Source organism: Paenibacillus sp. FSL R7-0313 (assembly GCF_037969885.1).
In the GTDB taxonomy this organism is placed as follows: Bacteria; Bacillota; Bacilli; order Paenibacillales; family Paenibacillaceae; genus Paenibacillus.
The window spans coordinates 3,479,682-3,499,516 of the sequence record NZ_CP150219.1; the positions used below are offsets into that span (position 1 = coordinate 3,479,682).

Genomic DNA, 19,835 nt, shown 5'->3' on the forward strand with positions numbered 1-19,835 from the left:
CGAAGTGAAGGAGGATGTGGCATGGCAGAACAACTTCAACTGGAGAGCGGAAACATCCGGATTGCCGATGACGTGGTTGCAAAAATTGCCGGAATGGCTGCAATGGAAACACCCGGAATTGCCGCAATGTCTGGAGGATTGTCAGAGGGCTGGGCGAAGCGACTCAGCGGTAAAAACGTACAGAAAGGCGTGAGCGTTGAGGTCGGCCAGCTGGAAGCAGCCATTGACCTGCGCATCATCGTCCTGTACGAAACCCCGATTCATGAAGTTTCCCGTATGCTTCAGCAGAATGTAAGAGAAGCGGTAGAGACCATGACCGGATTACGCGTGGTTGAAGTCAATGTAAAGGTAGAAGGCGTATCTTTCAAAGGCGACGATCTGTAGAATTCGCAATCCGCAATGGGGGACAGAGCTACATTGACCTGTTCTTCATCTTGATAGACAGAATTATACCTAGTACACACAAAAAAAGCTGCGCATCCATTGGGTGCACAGCTTTTTTTATGTTTCTTTTTCTTTTGAATGGGTACCTGTTCTGTTTCTGAAGGTATAATCCCGTTTATCGAATCCGACGGATGGACTCCCGTGAACGAAGAGCAGGAGAGGTGCGAGTCTGTGTCTGTACAGTCACGGACTTCGTTTTCTCTTCCTTGATCACGTCCAGATTGTTGGTACGTGAGATACTGAGCAGAATGCCCATGGCAACCATCATCACAAAGAGTGAGGTACCCCCATAACTGATAAACGGAAGCGTAACCCCCGTCACCGGAATGGTCTGAGTTACACCACCGATGTTGATAAATGCCTGAATCGCGATTAGTCCCATGATACCTATGCCGACCAATGTTCCGAATGGATCGGGACAGCGGAGAGAGACAATAATTCCGCGCCAGATGAAGTACAGGTAAACTAGCAGGAATAATGAACTTCCGATGAATCCGAGTTCTTCCCCAATTACGGAGAAAATAAAGTCATTATACGCATTTGGCAAATAGTGCAGCTTCATCGTACCTTGTCCAATCCCGGAACCTGTCATGCCGCCATCACCAATGGCAACAAGAGAACGGTAGAGGTTAAGACTTCCGCCATTAATATCGGACAATGGATCAAGGAAAGCCTGAATACGTCCGATCTTGTAGTTCTGCTCCGCAGTGACTGCTGTTGTAGCAGTTGTTGTGTCGGAAGGAGACATGGAAGAAAACAGAGAATTTGCTCCAAACGCCAGTGCCCCACCGAGTACAACCAAGAGAATCGAACCCAGGATATGTTTCATACTGGCTCCCCCGGCATAGATCAAGAGACCACAGGTGGACACCAGGATAAAGGTGGTACCGAAGTCTGGTTGCAGCATAATCAGTCCTGCGATGAATCCAACGATGAACAAGACGGGAAAATACCCTGTCTTGAAAACCCTGAATTTCTCACCTTTTTTGGTAATAAGAGCAGAGAGATAGAGAATGATAGCAATTTTCGCGAACTCTGCAGGCTGAAGACTAAAACCGAAAATGTGAATCCAGCTTCGTGCACCGTTCAATACTGCACCTGAGATCAAAACAATCACCAGCATGACCGTAGTGAGCAGGAAAAAGGGTGCATAGAGCTTTTTGTACTTGTTGAAGCGGATATTCATGGCAAAAAACATGCCAAATAGACCGATAATCGCCCACATAAGTTGTTTTTTCGTGAAGTAAAGGGCATCATTGTTAAATTTATCGCTTGCGATTGCAATGCTGGAACTGGAGCTGAATACCATCACCAGTCCAAAGCCCACCAACAATAAAGTGAGGATTAGCAGTTGAAAATCCGGCGTGCCTCTCTTCGTTTTCGTTTGGGCCGTTTGTTGTTTCATCGTTTGGCCCAGCCTATGCTTCCAGCAGTTCTTTGAGCTGCTGTAATTTTTGGGCTGCCAGCTTCACGACTGGTTGCGGAACGGAAGAGTCATAATCCAGGCCGTGAGGGAAAGTGGCTTTGCCAAGGTATACTGCTTCAACAGCAAGAACGGTATCCGGTTTTTCCAATTTGCCTTCCACAGCGCGGGTATTAATGCGTACAAAGTATTCTGAGTTGGTTTGTTCATCTTCAATTTTGTAGTCGTATGTAGCACGGTAATATTCCCATTGCCACCGGACAAATCCGACTTTCTCGGCGCTCTCATCCAGGTATGCCAAGTCGCTCTTCAAGCCATCCAAGCCTGTATTCTCAAAAATCATAAGCGTTTGATCCTCCTCATAAGCTTCCGAGTATAATTTCTCGAGTATTTCTCTAGTTCATGATAGTATGTTTCCCCTTCCCGTGCAAGCTTTCCAAAGGTGTTTCGTATCGGTTTTCTTCCAATTCTGCTACAATATACAGCAATAGGTTTGAAGAGGAAGGTTCGGGCTTGACACAAGTCCCGTTCAAGATTGAAAGGGTGGAGAGAAATGACTAATAATATATGGTGGGAAGATCTGCAGATCCACATGGTGGAATGGCGGCGTCACCTTCATCGCAATCCAGAGGTTTCCTTTCATGAGGAGAAGACATCCTCTTTTGTAGCGGATATGTTGGAGAGTTTTGGCGTGGAAGTGAGGCGTCATGTTGGTGGTCACGGGGTCATCGGTACCATTCGTGGGGACAAGCCGGGTCCTGTCGTCATGCTGCGAGCTGATATGGACGCACTTCCAATTCAGGATGAAAAGAATATCGAGTATGCATCACAACAAGCAGGAGCGATGCATGCATGCGGCCACGATGGTCATATCTCAATCCTGCTCGGTACGGCATTGTATTTCAGCCGTCACAAGCAGGAGATCCAAGGAGAGATTCGCTTTTTGTTCCAGCCAGCAGAAGAACTGCTTCCGGGCGGTGCAGTCCAGGTCATTGCGGATGGTGCGCTTGAAGGCGTGGATGTCATATACGGAATTCATCTGTGGACCCCGCTGCCTGTAGGTGTGGTTGCCAGCAAAGCAGGACCGATGATGGCTGCGGCGGACGATTTTTACATTGAGATCAAAGGCAAAGGTGGACATGGCGGGATGCCACAATCCACGATAGATAGTCTCATCGCGGGTTCTGCGCTTGTGATGCAGCTTCAGACCGTTGTCAGTCGTTCGGTGGATCCATTACAACCGGCGGTGCTGACCATTGGTACAATGCAGGCAGGATCGGCTCAGAATGTAATTGCAGAGCAATGCAAAATGAGCGGTACGGTAAGAACGTTTGATGAAGAGACCCGAAACGGGATGAAAGAGCGCGTGCTTACCATGGTAGCTCAGACAGGGGCAGCGTATGGAGCTGAGACGCAAGTGAAATATATTATGGGATATCCACCTGTGGTGAACGATGAGCAGGAGACAGCGCGTTTCTTCAGAGAAGCTACAGAATTATTTGGAGCAGAACGAGTGCAAGCATCCCCAATGCTGATGCCAGCGGAAGACTTCGCGTATTATCTACAAAAGGTTCCAGGTTGCTTTATGTTTGTTGGAGCAGGCAACCCGGATAAAAATGCGATCTATCCGCATCATCATCCGATGTTTGATTTTGATGAGGACGCGATGCAGACGGCCGTGAGATTATTTATCGCCATGGCCAAGGGTTACACAGCCGAATGACTTTATAGCTAGTTGGGCATCCTGTTCATACCGAGGTATGGGCAGGATGTTTTTTTGTGGATTTTTATAGATGTTGTTCAAAAAGTCCACTTATCGGTACAGAAAACCAAACTTTTTGAACTCGCAATTATACAGGTTCATTTTCGGAAGCTGCCGGAACTGGACTTTTTTGTGATAGGAGGAAGGCTCCAAATGGAAGGAACAGAACATATGGTAAGGACAGATGCTTGTATCGTTCAGCGAAATTTTACAGTTTTGCTGGAAGTCGGCCACCCCGGATTCGAAAGAGCAAGAGAGCAGCTTGGGATGTATTCAGAACTGGTTAAGACACCGGCAGCGTTTCATACTTACCGAATCACTCCGTTATCGCTCTGGAATGCGGCTGCGCTGGGATGGAATGCAGATCAGGTCATCGCAAGTCTGGAGCTGGTATCCCGCTGGAACGTGCCTGCTGCACTGATACAGGATGTTCGGAGAATCATGGATCAGTATGGCAAATTAAAGCTGCATTCCGAAGCAGATCACACCAGAATGCGCCTTTACAGTGAGGATGAGCATTTGCTGGATGAATTAAGTGAATTGAAAACGATAGCTGCCTTTCGCATGGAACGCAAGGACGCTCATGAACTTCTGCTCCCAGGAGAACAGCGAGGGTTATTAAAAAGGGAATTAACACGATTGGGTTACCCTGTGCTTGATTACGTGGGGTATCGGGCGGGAACCAAGCTTTCATTCGAATGGCGAACCAATGATCCAGGGGACCACTCTGAGCGATTTGCGCTGCGTTCTTACCAGAGAGAGGCTGTGGATGCATTCGAGGGCAGTGAGGGCATGGGAGGAAGCGGTTTGCTCGTACTTCCTTGCGGAGCAGGCAAAACGGTCATCGGCATGGCCGTGCTGGAGCGGCTTCAATGTGAATGCCTTATTTTGACGTCCAATACAACGTCTGTGCGACAGTGGATTCAAGAAATTCAAGACAAAACAACGATTACCAGCGAACAGATTGGTGAGTATTCAGGTCAGAAAAAACAGGTGAAACCTGTGACTGTAGCCACATATCAGATTCTTACACACCGGAAATCAAAGGATGCTGATTTTACCCATATCAAACTGCTCAGTGAGCGGCAATGGGGCCTGATCATATATGATGAAGTACATTTGCTGCCAGCACCAGTGTTTCGTGCAACTGCGGATATTCAAGCTACGCGAAGACTGGGATTAACGGCTACATTGGTTCGAGAGGATGGCTGTGAACAGGATGTTTTCTCGCTGATTGGTCCGAAGCTCTATGATATGCCGTGGAAACAACTTGAGCAGCAAGGGTGGATTGCTGATGTACAATGTCAGGAGATACGTATCCCGTTTTCCCCGGAACTAAGATCGAATTATCTGCAAGCCGAGGTTAAGCACCAATTTCGATTGGCTGCTGAGAATCCGGCGAAAGTACGTGTAGTCAAGCGTTTGCTGGAACGTCATCGGGATTTGCCTGCGCTAGTGATTGGACAATATCTGGATCAACTCGAGTTGATTGCCCGGGAAATTGAAGCACCGCTAATCTCGGGAACCATGTCACAGCAAGAGCGAATCAAGTGGTTTGCCGCTTTTCGACGTGGAGAGATTAAAACGATTGTGGTATCCAAGGTTGCCAATTTTGCTGTGGATCTGCCCGATGCTGCTGTTGCGCTTGAGATATCCGGGAGTTTCGGGTCAAGGCAGGAAGAGGCACAGCGTTTGGGGAGAATTCTGAGACCAAAAGCTGGAGAAAACAAAGCCTATTTCTATGCGCTGGTATCAGAGGATAGTAAGGAACAGGAGTTTGCATTAAACCGTCAGATGTTCTTGGTGGAGCAGGGATATGAATATGCCATCGTTCATGAGAACGAATAGTCCATTTATACTCGCGCAAACAGGAGGGATTGGATATGTCTTCATTTGAACCAATAGATGAGCCTGTGGTACTGAACCTTGATTCATGGTCAAAGCTTACTTTGGTGGAACAAAAAGTACTTGGTGCAATTTTTCACAAACATGCCGGTCAGCCTTTTTCCTCCCTCCTGCCGCGAGAACAGTGGGCCATCGAAGGCCTAAGTGTGGCAGAAGCCAAATCTTCATTCGCCAACCTTAGGCAGCAAAGATGGATTGAATCTGTATATAAGAGTTGGGGGGAGCGATTATTCTATATTCCTGCTTCACTGATGGAGACATTGACGATTGCTTACGCACAAAGAGTGGGTATAACCGTTGAAAAGATGGCACAGCATGCTCATGTACTACAGGAAGGAAAGCCGGATCTCGCTGCAGAGTTGATTCATCTGATCGCTTGGATCGGAAGAGAAGGACTTCCTTTGACAGGTAAAGGTACGATACATAAGAGAACGGTTCAAAAATTAAGTGCAATAACAGTACTATCCGCTACAGACTTTGATGGTATGGGCATCCAATATGAACATTCGGATATGTATCCGACCCACGTAGCGATCCTTCTCGATCTACTGCTCAGTCTGAATCTGGTTCAGAAGTCAGATGGCCGAATTCAGATTGTAGAACATCGATTACAAAAATGGTTGAAGCTCTCGTGGAGACAGATGCATCGGGAAATATATCAAGCGTGTATGGAAAGATACGGAGAATCTGAACCCGCGTTGCAGCATTTCCGTTATCAATTGGCAGTGTTTGCTCCAGAAAAAAACATATGGTGCCATATAGAGAATTCGGAATTGAAACCACGGGTCAGGGGCTGGCTCTACGCACTGGCTGGCTGGGGTTATGGTGAAGTAGGAGAAGATCAGTCGGGAGCGCTGGCATTCCGTTGGCTGATCGAACCACAGAGCCTGTTAAATCGGGAACATGAGATGGTAAGTGAGACGGAGCCGTGTGGATTCTATATCCAGCCTGATTTTGAAATGTTGGTGCCACCGGACGCAGGGCCTGATGTGATCTGGATGCTGGAGCAATGCGCAGAACGGGTGACGCGTGATCGAATGTCGATCTACCGCATGACAAGAGAACGATTCATTTCGGCCATAGCCAGCGGGTATGGATTACCTGCAGTGATAGAGTTTCTGGATCAATATGCGCTGACAGGTATACCGGAGAATGTACGGATTGCGTTAGCAGATTGGGGCAAGGAGACGGATGCTGCACCATTGACTGTAGATAGAAGTATGGAGGAAAGTACAGGCTCCGCAGATGATCCGAAGTTATTAGAAAAAGATATGTTTAGCGGTGTATATTCTTCTTTCTACACTCCCGATAATCAAGGTCTGGTTGATGTCCCTGCTTCTCTGCATGGGTTGGAGCATGATCATTCTGTCATTGAGAAGAAGTTCTCTCTGTTGGGATTTGAGGAGATACCGGAGAACTGGTACAAGGAGTGGCGTCGATATCATAGTTCAACCGCACGACAGATTGCTGCCAAAGCCATTGAGTGGCAGACAAAGCTGGGGATACAACAGGAAAATCGTACGCAATACCTCATTCCACATCAGGTAGAGGGTCATGAACAATGGACTTTAAGCGGTTGGTGCATGTTGGATTCAAGTGAAAATACATCAGAGACGGAATGGCGTACATTCTCCCCGTCAGAGTGGGATACAATGCGTCTTATCCTGCCAGATGATGTCATAACCTGACTATTTCATGTGAATATCAGGTTGAAAGGCGAATTTTCGAGTTCCCCCTATTTCTAATTGCAGGAAAAACTCTTCTTAACTATTCATGGATATGCTATGATGAGGTAGTCTACGTTAAGTAGAACTTTATATATAGATAGGATGAATATTTCATGAGCGTAGCGGAAATGAACACGGTCGATATGGCCCAAGTGTTAACGGGCGCATATGAACTGGGCGACATGATTAACCAATCTGCCGAAGTATCGGATTATTTATATTGGAAGCAGCAAGTCGAGACTACCCCTGAGATTCAGATGGGGATTCGGAAGCTGAATGCCAAGAAGGAATTGTTTGAAGAAACACAGCGTTTCGGTCATTTTCACCCGGATTATCATGCAGCAAAAGACCAGGTGAAGGCTCTGGAACAGGAGTTGGAAAATTTCGAGGCGGTAATCCGCTTCAAACAGGCAGAGAAGTCCCTGGATGATATGTTGTTCCAGATGTCAGAGACCATTGCATTTGCAGTGTCAACGACCATTAAAGTACCGAGCAATGACCCGAATCCGAAGGGCGGCTGCGGTAGTGGCGGCAAGTGTGGTTGCAGTTAAGTAATCATTATAGAAGGGCGGGGAACGATGATGTTTGCGGAAAGGACAGGATTCATTATTTGGGTCAGTGATTTGAAGGCTGCCCGTAATCTCGAAAAATATGGCACCGTGCATTATATCTCCCGCCGTATGCATTATGTGGTCATGTATGTTAATGCAGAACGGGCAGATGATACGATGAAAAATGTGAAGCGGCTTTCCTATGTGCGCAAGATCGAACGCTCGTATCGTAATGAGATCAAAACCGAGTATGCCAGCAAAACGATGGACAAAACGAGCTTTTATGGAATATAGAAGAGAAACTGGAGGGACCCTTTGGGGTCGCTCTTTTCTTGAATTATACACAAATTGGCTATTGTGAAAAAAAGTTAAACTTACGCCTTGAGGTTGCGGGACTAATGTTGTAATATATTTGGTAATAAATAGATAGAAAGTCCTATCTGGTGGAGAGTGATTCCCATGCGTGATAAGGTGATGCAACGTTGGAGCACCTACGAGCCGTTTTTCGTGGCTCTTGGAGACAAGAAAGTGGCCGACATCGTCATTACCCATCATGCCAAGATGCGGTATGCAGACCGTATTGAGCCTGCACGTAGTGATGATGACCATATTGCGGCGTGGTTATGGGAGTGTCTGAAGCAGGACCGTATAACACCATACTACCGTAATGAACAGGACGTCTACCTGATTGATGAGGATCTGGTGGTGGTCGCCGAATTTTCCGAACTTGAAGGAGAATATGATATTGCGGGCAACCCGCTGCACAAAATGATTGTAGTTACGTTTCTGGGACGTATGTCGGAGACCATTGAATTGAGGGACCTGAAGTCATATTATTCATGGTTAAGACATTCAAGAAGAATGACGCTGGTCAAAAATAGCCGTAAGCATAAGTAAGCCTGAGTAGATTCAATATGTTGAAATCATAGATTTAAGTATTATCGCATGCAGACAAGCTGCATGCTTTTTTTGTTGCCAAGCGGGAAATCGGCTACAATGTAGAGAGTGTAATCGAAGAGGGGCGAAGATATGAATTTTCACCAATTGCATATTTTTTATACGGTAGCAGAGAAGGGGAGTTTCTCAGCTGCTGCACAAGCATTACATATGACTCAACCGGCAGTAACGATGCAGATTCAATCATTGGAGGACTATTTTGGGACCAAGTTACTGCATCGTTCCACCAAAAAAATAGAATTGTCCGAGGCGGGCCGGACTTTATTGCCTCATGCGAAACGGAGTGTAGAGCTGGTCAGACAGACGGACGAAGCGATGTCGGCGTTTACTCAGATGTTACAAGGTCGACTCCAGCTGGGAGCCAGTTTAACGATCGGGGAATATGTGCTTCCACGCATGCTTGGACCATTTGCGCTTCAATATCCGGATATTTCAATCGTCATGAAAGTGATGAATACAACGCAAATTATGGATGATATATTAAAGCACCAGCTTAATTTTGGTCTGATTGAAGCGCCAGTGCACCACCCGGACATGATTGTAGAGCCTGTCATGCAGGACGAGCTGAAACTGATTGTACCTGCCGGGCATGATCTGGCTAAGCGTAGCAAAGTGAATATTGAGGATGTCATGAATTATCCTTTTGTGCTGCGTGAGAAGGGCTCGGGTACTCGTCAGGTGATGGAAGACCAATTGCAAAAGAAAAAGATTGATCCACAGGATATGAATGTTGTAATGGAACTTGGCAGTACAGGAGCGGTAAAATCAGCCGTGGAGGCAGGGGTAGGCATTACGATGTTATCTCCTTCTTCGGTGCAGCATGAACTGGCTCTGGGACTTGTTCATATTGTGGATATCCGCGGACTTGAATTCAAAAGGCAGTTCTATGCCATCCATCTAAAATCGTCCTTGTTGCCCCTGTCAGCAGTCGCTTTCCTGAATTATCTGCGTCAGCAGGAGCAGCCTAAGTCGGTACATAAAACGGGGAAGGCATAATAGTTGGCAACATCAATGGTAGATAAGATTAAATCATAATCAATTTACACAAAGGAGCTGTTGATCATGGATCAGCGCCAAGGACGCTGTGATCTTCATACGCATAGTCAGGCTTCCGATGGAATGCAGCCACCTGCTGATAATGTGAAGCTTGCCAAACAAAAAGGGCTATCTGCGGTTGCCCTGACGGACCATGATACAGTAGCTGGTGTAGCGGAAGCACAGCAAGCGGGAAAAGAGTACGATATTGATGTTGTTGCCGGAGTGGAGATCAGCACCCGGGCTGGCGGCAAAGATATTCATGTACTGGGCTATTACGTTAATACGGAGGATGAGATATTCCTGCAACGGTTGGGCGGATTACGAGAAGCGCGAGATGAGCGGAATCATCTGATTATCGCCAAGCTGCAAGAACTCGGGCTTGATATAAGCTGGCAGGAGGTACTGGATGAGCTTGGACGACCGTTAGAGCCGGATGAGAGTATTGGCAGACCTCATATGGCCGATGTGCTGGTGAAAAAAGGCTACGCTGTTGACATGCGGGATGCATTTGATCAGTATCTTGCTGAAGGCAAGCCGGGCTTTATATCTGTACCCCGCGTTGCACCAGAGGATGCGTGTGAGTGGATCAGAGCCGCAGGTGGAGCCGCTGTGATTGCCCATCCGGGTCTCTATAACGATGATGAATTGGTGCGACGTATCATCGAAGACTCTCGTCCAGATGGCATTGAGGTGTTTCATTCGGACCATGGCCCGGAAGAGGAACGCAGGTATGGTAAGCTGGCCAAGGAATACGACCTCATTGAAACAGGTGGATCTGATTATCATGGCAAACGGCAAGGTGTTGTTTTCCACGGGGATCTTGGTAGCAAGACCGTAACGGTTGATGTGTTGGAAAGGCTGAAGGCAGCTGCTTCACAGCAAAGGGGAGAGTAAGCGAGACGTTGCAACGCTCTATCTGACTATAATAAATTCTGTATTACTGGATACATTTTAAGATCGAAGGAGTAAGAGACATGCAAGCATGATAGGGCTGAACGTTCATGTTTGCATGTCCCTTTTTTTTGTTCTGAAAATAGTCTATGTAATGGAATAGTTTACCCAAGCGCCACGTGTAGCCCCGAGACGTTCGAATAATTGCTGTGCCCGCTCATTGGTCACTGCTGTGATCCAAGACATATATGCACATCCATGGTCACGCGTATATTGCTGACAGTGTGCAAATAATTTGGCTTCTGCTTCGCCTTCTCTGAATGTTTCCGTAACAAATAGGTCATTCATGATGGCGACACGCTCTGCTTTCATCGTGCTGTATGTAAAGAACAGGGTAGAAAATCCGATAAGCTTCCCGTCCTCTTCTGCCACGAATTGAGCACCGATCTGCTGATTAAGCAGGTTGTTGATCAGAAGCTGGATGGATTGATCACCAGGCCAGGGGTTGTTGTAGAATCCCACCACATAGTCATGCATTAATGCCATCAGGGGTTTCAGATCATCAGGTTGAGTTTCTCTGATATGTATGGTCACGGTACACTTCCTTATCAGTAGTTTTATTCATTACAATTGAATTATTATACGTATAAATGAATTAATATTCAATAAAATGATAAATAAGCTTAGCTTCACATATTATTGAAACAAGTAATGTAATAACAAAAATCCCCTGAACCGTTAATGGTCAGGGGATTTTTCTATTGTTACTGTTACATCTATATAAGTTAAAATAATCATTTATACGATAACGGAGAGGACAGAAAAAACCTGAAAAAGCGGAGCTAAAAGCTTTCTGCAAGAAAGCTACTTCGGAAGCATAAGCTTCGCTTTTATCCCCGGATTTACCCTTGGAAAAGAGGATCAGAAAAATCTGGGGATAACAGCGATTGGAAGGTTGTCCTGTCATCGTAGTGTCAGTGTAAATAATCTTTAGTTCAACTTATATAGCTTATCCATTTTTAATCGTGGATGGCAGACTTTTGATCAATTCATCATTTGGCGTGACAAACAAGGTCTTCTGATGATCATAGATCACAAAACCAGGCTTCGCACCACTTGGTTTGCGCACATGACGGATAAACGTGTAATCCACAGGCACACTGCTGGACTCCTTGGCCTGGCTGAAATAGGCAGCAAGCTGTGCTGCTTCTTCCAATGTAGCTTCACCAAAGTCCGTACTGCGAATAACGACATGTGAGCCTGGAATGTCTTTGGTATGCAGCCAGGTGTCGTTGGAAGAAGCGAGACGGTTGGTCACGTACTCATTCTGCAGGTTGTTTTTACCCACAAGAATATCAATTCCCTCCGAGGAGGTAAACTGGTGTACGGTCGGACGGTCGCTTTTCTTCTTCTTTTTACCCTTTTTGTTACGGTCACGCAGATATCCTTGCTGCACAAGCTCATCCCGTATTTCCTCAATATCGTTCATGGATGCAATGGATAGCTGCTGTAACAGGTTATCGAGATAGTCAATCTCGTCTTTGGTTTTGCCAAGCTGTTCATGAATGACAGCCAGACTGTTCTTGTATTTGTTATACCGCTTAAAATAGCGTTGTGCGTTGTCAGACGGCGTAAGCAGCGGATCAAGCTGAATGGTTATGTTGGCTTGGTCTTCATCGTAGAAGTTCACAAGCTCCACGCTCTTATCCCCTTTGTGGACCTGATGCAGGGAGGCAAACAGCAACTCACCCCATAGTCTGAACTTGTCAGCATCGTCCGCTTCCAGCAGATCCTTGTTCAGGTTGTCCAGCTTTTTGATGTTTTTGCTTCGCTCATTCTGCAGAAAACGGAGCAGATCACTTACTCTTTGTTTTACCGTGTCCCGTTCAGCCTTGTCTCCGTAGTAATCTTCCATGCACTTGCTCATCGTGTCATAGGTTTTCTCCAAGTCCTGAATGCTCTGAAGATGAACGGCCGAAAAAATCATTTTGCCTTTGGCGTTCAATCCGGTTACAGGCGTATAGATATGATCTCTGACAGGTCCCATCACGGCTTCAAAAGCGTTCCAGAGTGCACCAGCCTCTACTCGGCTCTCACCCTCCGCCACAGCCTGAGTGCTCGCTGTGCCTTCAGCAGCAATCCCACGGGCTGCAATCTCTCCCGCGATCAGCGGACTAAGACCGCTAAAGGAGTTCACAAGCCAGCGTGATGCCTCTTCTTCAGCGGCATGATAGCTGTCCTCGAATGCTGCAAGGCTCACTTCGAGCGGATTACTTTTATGTTGTTCGGGTGGGGCAGTATACGAGAATCCGGGCATAATTACCCGGTAGCTGCTGATGGACGGAGTTACATGATGAATACCATCCAGAATTGTTCCTGTTACAGGATCAAGCAAAATAATATTACTGTGACGCCCCATCAATTCAATGATGATCCGTTTAACCGAAACATCCCCCAGTTCGTCGCGCTGGCGCACATTGATGTGGATAATACGCTCCATGCCAATCTGACGGATCTCCTCAATGATTGCACCTTCACAGTGCTTGCGGAGCAGCATGCAGAACATGGGTGCTTCCGTAGGGTTAAGGAATGTCTTTTCCGTAAAATGCACACGGGGATAGGTTGGGCTTGCCGAAACAAGCAATTTACTATTTCCGCGCTGAGCACGCAGTGTGAGAACTACGTCATGGCCATTCGGCTGATGGATTTTGCTGATACGTCCACCAATGCAGCCTTGCAGTTCATGAACAATGGCCCGTGTTACGATGCCGTCCAATGCCATTTTTTCCACTTCCTCTCTCTATCGAGCATCTGCATTTATCATGGCAAATGCTTCATCTATATAACTTAAACGTGCAACCAGGTATGTAAAAAAAACAAGGACTGGCTGCAGATTCTTCGTTGCTTTCCTGTTGAACGCTGGAATTGGTACTGCGCAGAACATCGCAGACTTTTATTTTAGCCTATTCTGTCCATCAGGGAAAGGATTCACCTTCCGGGTGCTAATCACAGACCTGTCCGAATACATATAGAGCAGGTAGTTTGTCCGGCATAGTGTACAGCCTGTCGACCAGCACGCCGGTGAGTCATGTGAGCTTATTTAGCAGATGAAATACAGACTGGGAGGGAAACTTGAAGCATGGAACATACCAAGTGGCATCAACTTAGTGATGAAGAGCTTCGTAACACTCTTGGCGTCAGCCCGCAGGAAGGATTGACGGATGAAGCTGTAGCAGAGAAGAGGAAAGTGGTCGGTTCGAATGAGCTGAGCGAGGGGAAACGCATTTCTCCAATTACATTGCTCTTGAATCAGTTCAAGGATTTTATGGTGCTGGTGTTGATGGGAGCAACGTTGGTATCCGGATTGCTGGGTGAGTACCTGGATGCGGTAACGATTGTAGCTATTATCGTACTGAATGCGATTCTGGGGTTTGTACAGGAATTCCGGGCTGAACGATCTCTTCGTGCATTGAAACAGTTGTCTGCACCTCTTGCCAAAGTGCTTCGTTCAGGCCAGGAAGTACACCTTGCCGCCAAACAACTTGTCCCCGGGGATATTGTCATGGTGGAGAGTGGGGACCGCATACCCGCTGATGTGCGCTGGCTGCAAACGAACAGTCTGGATGTGGAGGAGTCAGCCCTTACCGGGGAATCGGTTCCCGTAAGCAAACATTGCCTTCCGATTGCCGATGAGGACGTCCCGCTTGGTGATCAGAAGAATATTGGTTTTATGGGTACCATGGTCACTCGTGGTACCGCCAAAGGTGTGGTTATCCGTACGGGGATGGAGACGGAAATGGGCAAAATCGCCGATCTGATCCAGAATACGGAGGAGCAGGAAACACCGTTACAGCACAGGCTGGAACAACTGGGCAAAATTCTGATTTTTGTCGCATTGGGATTAACCATTATGGTTGTCGTCGCCGGGATATTGCACGGACAACCAGCCGTTGGCATGTTTCTGGCAGGGGTCAGCCTCGCGGTGGCTGCCATACCGGAGGGTCTGCCGGCCATTGTAACCATTGCACTCGCACTAGGCGTGCAGCGTATGATCAAACGTAAAGCCATTGTACGCAAACTGCCTTCAGTCGAAACCCTTGGCTGTGCATCCGTAATCTGTTCGGATAAGACAGGCACGCTCACTCAAAACAAGATGACGGTAACGGATGTGTGGCTGGAGGGACGCAGCATCAAGGTTACCGGAGATGGTTATGCACCTGAAGGGCAGATGCTGGAGAACGGTCGAACGGTGGAATTGAAGAGTGATCAATCCCTACGCAGAATGCTCCAGATCAGCGCGCTTTGCAACAATGCGAGTATTGTGGAAAGTGCTGCAAGCGAGGTGGGGAACAAGAAAAAGGGCAAGGATAACAAAAAGGACGGAAAGAAAAACACGAAAAAAGGTGACCCCCAAGAAGAAACCGTTCAACGAGATAATGTATTCTGGGAGCTGAAGGGCGATCCGACGGAAGGGGCACTCGTCACACTGGCCTCCAAAATGGGGCTTACTCCTGCCGGACTCAAAGAGTTGTATGCCCGCCAGCAGGAATTCCCGTTTGATTCGGAGCGTAAACGCATGTCGGTCCTGGTTCATCATCAGGGTGGCCGAATGATCTACACCAAAGGTGCACCGGATGTGTTAATCGGACACTGCAGTTATATTTTGTGGGAAGGCAAGGTTGTACCTTTCACTGGAACGCTGCGGCAGAAAGTGATGGCAGCTAACGAGAGCATGGCTGGAGCAGCACTGCGTGTCCTCGGAATGGCCTATCGTGAAGTGCGGCCGGAAGAAAAAGTGGCTGACGAACACGCCGCCGAAAGTCAACTTGTCTTCGTAGGGCTTGCAGGTATGATAGATCCACCGCGTCGTGAAGTGCGAGATGCGATTGCCACATGCCGCAAAGCAGGCATTCGTACCGTCATGATCACAGGTGATCATGGAACAACGGCAGAAGCCATTGCTCATCAACTCGGGATTCTTCCACGTGGAGGTGCCTCGCTAAGTGGTCAACAACTGGCAGGCATGACAGACGAGCAACTGGATAAACAGGTAGAGGGCATATACGTATTCTCAAGAGTGTCTCCTGAACACAAGCTTCGCATCGTAAAATCGTTACAGCGCAAAGGGCATGTCGTTGCGATGACGGGGGATGGAGTGAACGACGCTCCGGCGATTAAAGCAGCTGACATTGGGATCGCGATGGGCATTACAGGCACAGATGTGACGAAGGAGGCTTCGGCGCTCATTCTGAGTGATGATAACTTCTCAACCATTGTGGCTGCCATTGAAGAAGGTCGTAATATTTATGAGAACATTCGAAAGTTTATCCGTTATTTGCTGGCATCAAACGTGGGTGAGATTTTGACGATGTTCTTTGCAATGATGATGGGCCTGCCACTGCCGCTTGTACCTATTCAGATTCTGTGGGTTAACCTGGTGACGGATGGTTTGCCTGCAATGGCGCTCGGGGTAGATCAGCCGGAAAAAGATTTGATGGAACACAAACCCCGTGGAGCCAAGGAAAACATTTTTGCCCGCAGACTCGGTTGGAAAATCGTCAGCCGGGGTGTATTAATTGGATTATGCACACTCGGAGCGTTCTGGCTCACCCTTCAGGCTGCACCGGATAATCCGGGTCAACTGATCAAGGCACAGTCTGTGGCTTTTGCTACACTCGTATTGGCGCAGCTTATTCATGTCTTTGACTGCCGTAGTTCGAGGTCGATCTTCCATCGGAATCCACTACAGAACAAATATCTGGTTCTTGCCGTGATTTCATCGGTTGTACTGATGCTGGTTGTGATGTACGTTGAACCGTTGCAGCCGATCTTCAAAACCGTACCGCTTGGTTTGCGTGAATGGGCGCTCTGTATCGTTGCTGCAGGCATTCCAACGTTCCTTATGGGCGCAGGCAGCGTCTGGGGTGGTCGTCGTAACCGCCGCCGTATGGGTGGTTCTGGCCGCTTCGTACCGAAAAGTACAAAGTTTTCGGCATAAAATCAATACCTTTTCCTTACCCATTTCGGTATGCTATCCTCAAAATGATTCGAAGCGGAAGCTTTGGCATTTTGCAGGATAGCTTTTTTGTGTAAATGTTGAATATGAATTTCTATGGTAATCCTGTAGAAGAGCAAGAATATAGCTTTGGCAGCAGACTGCCAAAAGGAGTGGGCAAGATTATGGAATTTACGAAAATGCACGGACTTGGTAACGATTTTATCGTTGTATTTGGTGAAAAGGAGCTTCCGGCAGATGCAGCAGAATTGGCTGTGAAATGGTGCAACCGTTTCTTTGGCATCGGAGCGGACGGCCTGGTTTATATACTGCCTTCAGAGAAGGCGGACTTTCAGATGCGTATCATGAATTCGGACGGTTCGGAAGCAGAACAGTGCGGTAATGCCATTCGCTGTGTATCCAAATATGTATACGATCATGGTCACGTGAACCAGGAGCAGATCACCATTGAAACGATTGGTGCAGGGGTACAACCTGTGAGTCTCAACATTCGTGATGGTAAAGTGGAAACGGTTCGTGTCGATATGGGTGAGCCGATTCTGAACGGTCTTCAAGTGCCTACAACGGTGGATGCCAATCCAGTGGTTGATCACTACATTGAAGCGAATGGACATGCGTTCAAATTCACTGCCGTATCCATGGGTAACCCGCATGCGGTTATCTATGTTGATGATGCTGTTAATTTTGATCTCACAACTTGGGGCCCACTTCTTGAAGTACATCCCATGTTCCCGAAAAAAATCAATGTTGAATTCGCCACAGTTCGTGACCGTGGATATGTGGACATGCGTGTATGGGAACGCGGAGCTGGTCCAACACTTGCTTGTGGAACCGGAGCTTGTGCGACACTGGTATCCTCTGTCCTGAATGGACATACAGATCGTACAGCTGTCATCAGCCTCAAGGGTGGAGATCTCCACATTGAGTGGAATGAAGCTGACAATCATGTATACATGACTGGACCTGCTGAAGTTGTTTTTAAGGGAATCACTTCATAAATCAAGTGAACGGTGTAACACAAGAGGCCTGCGGGCCTCTTTTTTTGTCAATAAGAACAGGTCGTGTCTCCTGTACAGAGACATATTGGGGGCTGTATGGCAAGAAAGTCCATATGAGCTGGATACTCATCAAAACCTGTGTTTTTCTTCGTTTTTTAGCGTTTTTTGTGTTACATTAGTATGTAAATGATCACAGCTAGGCGGGGGGAAATGGGATGAAGGCGGATTTGCGCAAAGTTATGCAGGAACGGGTTCTCGTTGGAGATGGGGCCATGGGAACATTTCTGTACCAAATGGGGTTCCCGGTAGGGATTTCATATGAAGAATTAAACTTGATTTCACCTGAAGTGGTGGCGGATGTACATCGCCGTTATCGGGATGCAGGTACAGAAATATTTGAAACAAATACGTATTCTGCCAATTACGACAAGTTGTCCAAGTTCGGTCTGGAGTCCAAGGTGGAGGACGTGAACCGTGCCGGCGTACGCATTGCCAAAGAGGTAGCTGGAGATACCGGTTATGTGCTTGGTGCAGTTGGTTCCATTCGAGGTGGCAAGCGGACGAATGTATCAACGAGTGAACTGAAACGCTTTTATCAACAACAGATCTCTGCACTGCTTGATGAAGGCGTGGATGGCATTTTGCTTGAGACCTTCTATGATATCGAGGAAATGGATATTGCCCTTTTGCAAGCGCGAAAGCTAAGTGATCTGCCCGTGATTGGACAGTTCGCGGTAGAGGATGTAGGACACACACTGGACGGATATACAATGCCTGAAGCCTTCCGTATTATGCGGGAGCAGGGTGCGGACGTCATTGGTTTTAACTGTCGCTCAGGTCCAAACGGGATTATGCGTGCCATGGAAACCGTCTCCGGACGTATTGGTATTCCAATGTCCGTCTACCCGAACGCGGGTGCCGCAGATTATGTGGATGGTCAGTTCCGTTATGGTGCGACTCCGGAGTACTTTGGTCAGACGGCAGTGCAATTTGCTGAACTGGGTGCTCGTATTATCGGTGGTTGCTGTGGTACGACACCTGATCATATTACCGCTATGAAAGAGGCGCTTGCTGACTATGTGCCTTCGCCTATTCTGGAGCCTGATCCGTCAGAGTCCAAACCACGTATCGTGTTGCATGAAAATGTGGATGAGCGTTCCGGACGTGGAGGACAGCCTACAATCGTTGATCTGGTCAAGCAGCGTCACACGGTCATTGTTGAACTTGACCCGCCACGTGACTTGGACATTGCCAAGTTCATGAAGGGTGCCGAGACACTGAAAGCAGCAGGAGCCGATGCCCTGACACTGGCCGATAACTCACTCGCGGTAACACGGATGAGCAACATGGCGCTGGGTCACCTCGTTCAGGATCGCACGGGCCTTCGTCCACTTGTGCATATTGCCTGCCGTGACCGGAATCTGATTGGAACACAGTCACACATGATGGGTTTTGATGCTCTGGGCATTAATCATGTACTGGCTGTAACAGGAGATCCTGCAAGATTTGGTGATTTGCCGGGTTCAAGCTCAGTATACGATCTGACTTCTTTTGAAATCATACGCATGATCAAACAGTTGAACGATGGAGTGGCTTTCTCAGGTAAACCGCTGAAGCAAAGAGCTGGTTTTGTAATTGGAGCGGCATTTAATCCTAATGTGAAATATTTGGAGAAAGCTGTACAACGTCTGGAGAAGAAAATTGCCTCTGGCGCTGATTACATCATGACACAACCGATCTATGATCCTGAGTTGATTGTAGCAATGCACGAAGCGACCAAACATCTGGATGTGCCCATTTTTGTAGGTGTAATGCCGCTGGCGAGTGGACGGAATGCAGAGTATCTGCACAACGAGGTTCCCGGAATTCAGCTCTCGGATGAAGTGCGTTCCCGTATGGCAGGTCTGGAAGGCGAAGAAGGCCGTGCGATGGGGGTAAAAATTGCCAAGGAATTGCTGGACGTAGCAACAGCGCATTTCAAAGGCATCTATCTTATGACACCGTTTATGTTCTACGGCATGACGGCCGAACTGACTCAATACGTATGGGAGAAGTCGGAGCATCAATGTCCTACTTGTTTCAACCCTAATAATCAATTACAATAGTAAAACGGATGTGATGCC

General features: G+C 47.5%; 16 protein-coding genes. 12 read left to right on the plus strand and 4 right to left on the minus strand.

The annotated features are described in order from the left end of the window. Nucleotides 1-21 precede the first annotated feature (21 nt). The gene (locus tag NSQ38_RS15270) at nt 22-384 is read left to right on the plus strand and encodes an Asp23/Gls24 family envelope stress response protein (protein ID WP_017687428.1); all 363 of its coding nucleotides are present in this window, start codon (nt 22-24) and stop codon (nt 382-384) included. A gap of 175 nt (nt 385-559) precedes the next feature. Here NSQ38_RS15270 and ftsW read toward each other — a convergent pair whose 3' ends face one another. Continuing rightward, a complete protein-coding gene (gene ftsW, locus NSQ38_RS15275; RefSeq protein ID WP_091028619.1) occupies nt 560-1,849 on the minus strand; it encodes a putative lipid II flippase FtsW in 1,290 nt (429 codons plus the stop codon). Nucleotides 1,850-1,862: 13 nt separating this feature from the next. Continuing rightward, nucleotides 1,863-2,210, minus strand: coding sequence for a YugN family protein (locus tag NSQ38_RS15280; RefSeq protein WP_017687430.1), 348 nt, complete (start codon nt 2,208-2,210; stop codon nt 1,863-1,865). 210 nt (nt 2,211-2,420) lie between these two features. On the opposite strand from NSQ38_RS15280, the gene NSQ38_RS15285 reads away from it, so the two are divergent. From NSQ38_RS15285 to NSQ38_RS15320, 8 genes are all read left to right on the plus strand, one after another. Continuing rightward, nucleotides 2,421-3,590, plus strand: coding sequence for a M20 family metallopeptidase (locus tag NSQ38_RS15285; protein WP_076318910.1), 1,170 nt, complete (start codon nt 2,421-2,423; stop codon nt 3,588-3,590). Nucleotides 3,591-3,782: 192 nt separating this feature from the next. Then, a complete protein-coding gene (locus NSQ38_RS15290) occupies nt 3,783-5,477 on the plus strand; it encodes a DNA repair helicase XPB (protein WP_339782748.1) in 1,695 nt (564 codons plus the stop codon). Between the two features lie 35 nt (nt 5,478-5,512). Continuing rightward, nucleotides 5,513-7,222: a helicase-associated domain-containing protein gene (locus NSQ38_RS15295; protein WP_339782749.1), complete on the plus strand. Its 1,710-nt coding sequence runs from the start codon at nt 5,513-5,515 to the stop codon at nt 7,220-7,222. 152 nt (nt 7,223-7,374) lie between these two features. Next, nucleotides 7,375-7,812 (plus strand): YlbF family regulator, encoded by a 438-nt coding sequence (locus NSQ38_RS15300; RefSeq protein WP_036614642.1) that lies wholly within the window; start codon nt 7,375-7,377, stop codon nt 7,810-7,812. A gap of 30 nt (nt 7,813-7,842) precedes the next feature. After that, nucleotides 7,843-8,106 carry a YlbG family protein gene (locus tag NSQ38_RS15305; RefSeq protein WP_026080981.1) on the plus strand — a complete coding sequence of 88 codons (264 nt, stop codon included), beginning with the start codon at nt 7,843-7,845 and terminating at the stop codon, nt 8,104-8,106. Between the two features lie 165 nt (nt 8,107-8,271). Then, the gene (locus NSQ38_RS15310) at nt 8,272-8,709 is read left to right on the plus strand and encodes a hypothetical protein (protein WP_017687436.1); all 438 of its coding nucleotides are present in this window, start codon (nt 8,272-8,274) and stop codon (nt 8,707-8,709) included. Nucleotides 8,710-8,841: 132 nt separating this feature from the next. Then, nucleotides 8,842-9,765, plus strand: a complete 924-nt coding sequence (locus tag NSQ38_RS15315) for a selenium metabolism-associated LysR family transcriptional regulator (protein WP_036614641.1) — start codon at nt 8,842-8,844, stop codon at nt 9,763-9,765. A 66-nt stretch (nt 9,766-9,831) separates the two neighbouring features. Next, nucleotides 9,832-10,701 (plus strand): PHP domain-containing protein, encoded by an 870-nt coding sequence (locus tag NSQ38_RS15320; RefSeq protein WP_339782750.1) that lies wholly within the window; start codon nt 9,832-9,834, stop codon nt 10,699-10,701. Nucleotides 10,702-10,845: 144 nt separating this feature from the next. On the opposite strand, the gene NSQ38_RS15325 is transcribed toward NSQ38_RS15320, so the two are convergent. Both NSQ38_RS15325 and NSQ38_RS15330 read right to left on the minus strand, forming a co-directional pair. Continuing rightward, nucleotides 10,846-11,292: a GNAT family N-acetyltransferase gene (locus NSQ38_RS15325; protein ID WP_101313589.1), complete on the minus strand. Its 447-nt coding sequence runs from the start codon at nt 11,290-11,292 to the stop codon at nt 10,846-10,848. Between the two features lie 415 nt (nt 11,293-11,707). Beyond that, nucleotides 11,708-13,480 (minus strand): NFACT RNA binding domain-containing protein, encoded by a 1,773-nt coding sequence (locus NSQ38_RS15330; RefSeq protein ID WP_339782752.1) that lies wholly within the window; start codon nt 13,478-13,480, stop codon nt 11,708-11,710. Between the two features lie 357 nt (nt 13,481-13,837). Here NSQ38_RS15330 and NSQ38_RS15335 point away from each other — a divergent pair, with 357 nt between their 5' ends. The 3 genes from NSQ38_RS15335 (at nt 13,838) to NSQ38_RS15345 (ending at nt 19,817) form a co-directional block, all read left to right on the plus strand. After that, nucleotides 13,838-16,696, plus strand: coding sequence for a cation-translocating P-type ATPase (locus NSQ38_RS15335; protein WP_339782754.1), 2,859 nt, complete (start codon nt 13,838-13,840; stop codon nt 16,694-16,696). 182 nt (nt 16,697-16,878) lie between these two features. Beyond that, nucleotides 16,879-17,712 (plus strand): diaminopimelate epimerase, encoded by an 834-nt coding sequence (dapF, locus tag NSQ38_RS15340; RefSeq protein ID WP_036614947.1) that lies wholly within the window; start codon nt 16,879-16,881, stop codon nt 17,710-17,712. Between the two features lie 215 nt (nt 17,713-17,927). Further along, nucleotides 17,928-19,817 (plus strand): bifunctional homocysteine S-methyltransferase/methylenetetrahydrofolate reductase, encoded by a 1,890-nt coding sequence (locus tag NSQ38_RS15345; RefSeq protein WP_017687443.1) that lies wholly within the window; start codon nt 17,928-17,930, stop codon nt 19,815-19,817. The last annotated feature ends 18 nt before the right edge of the window (nt 19,818-19,835 follow it).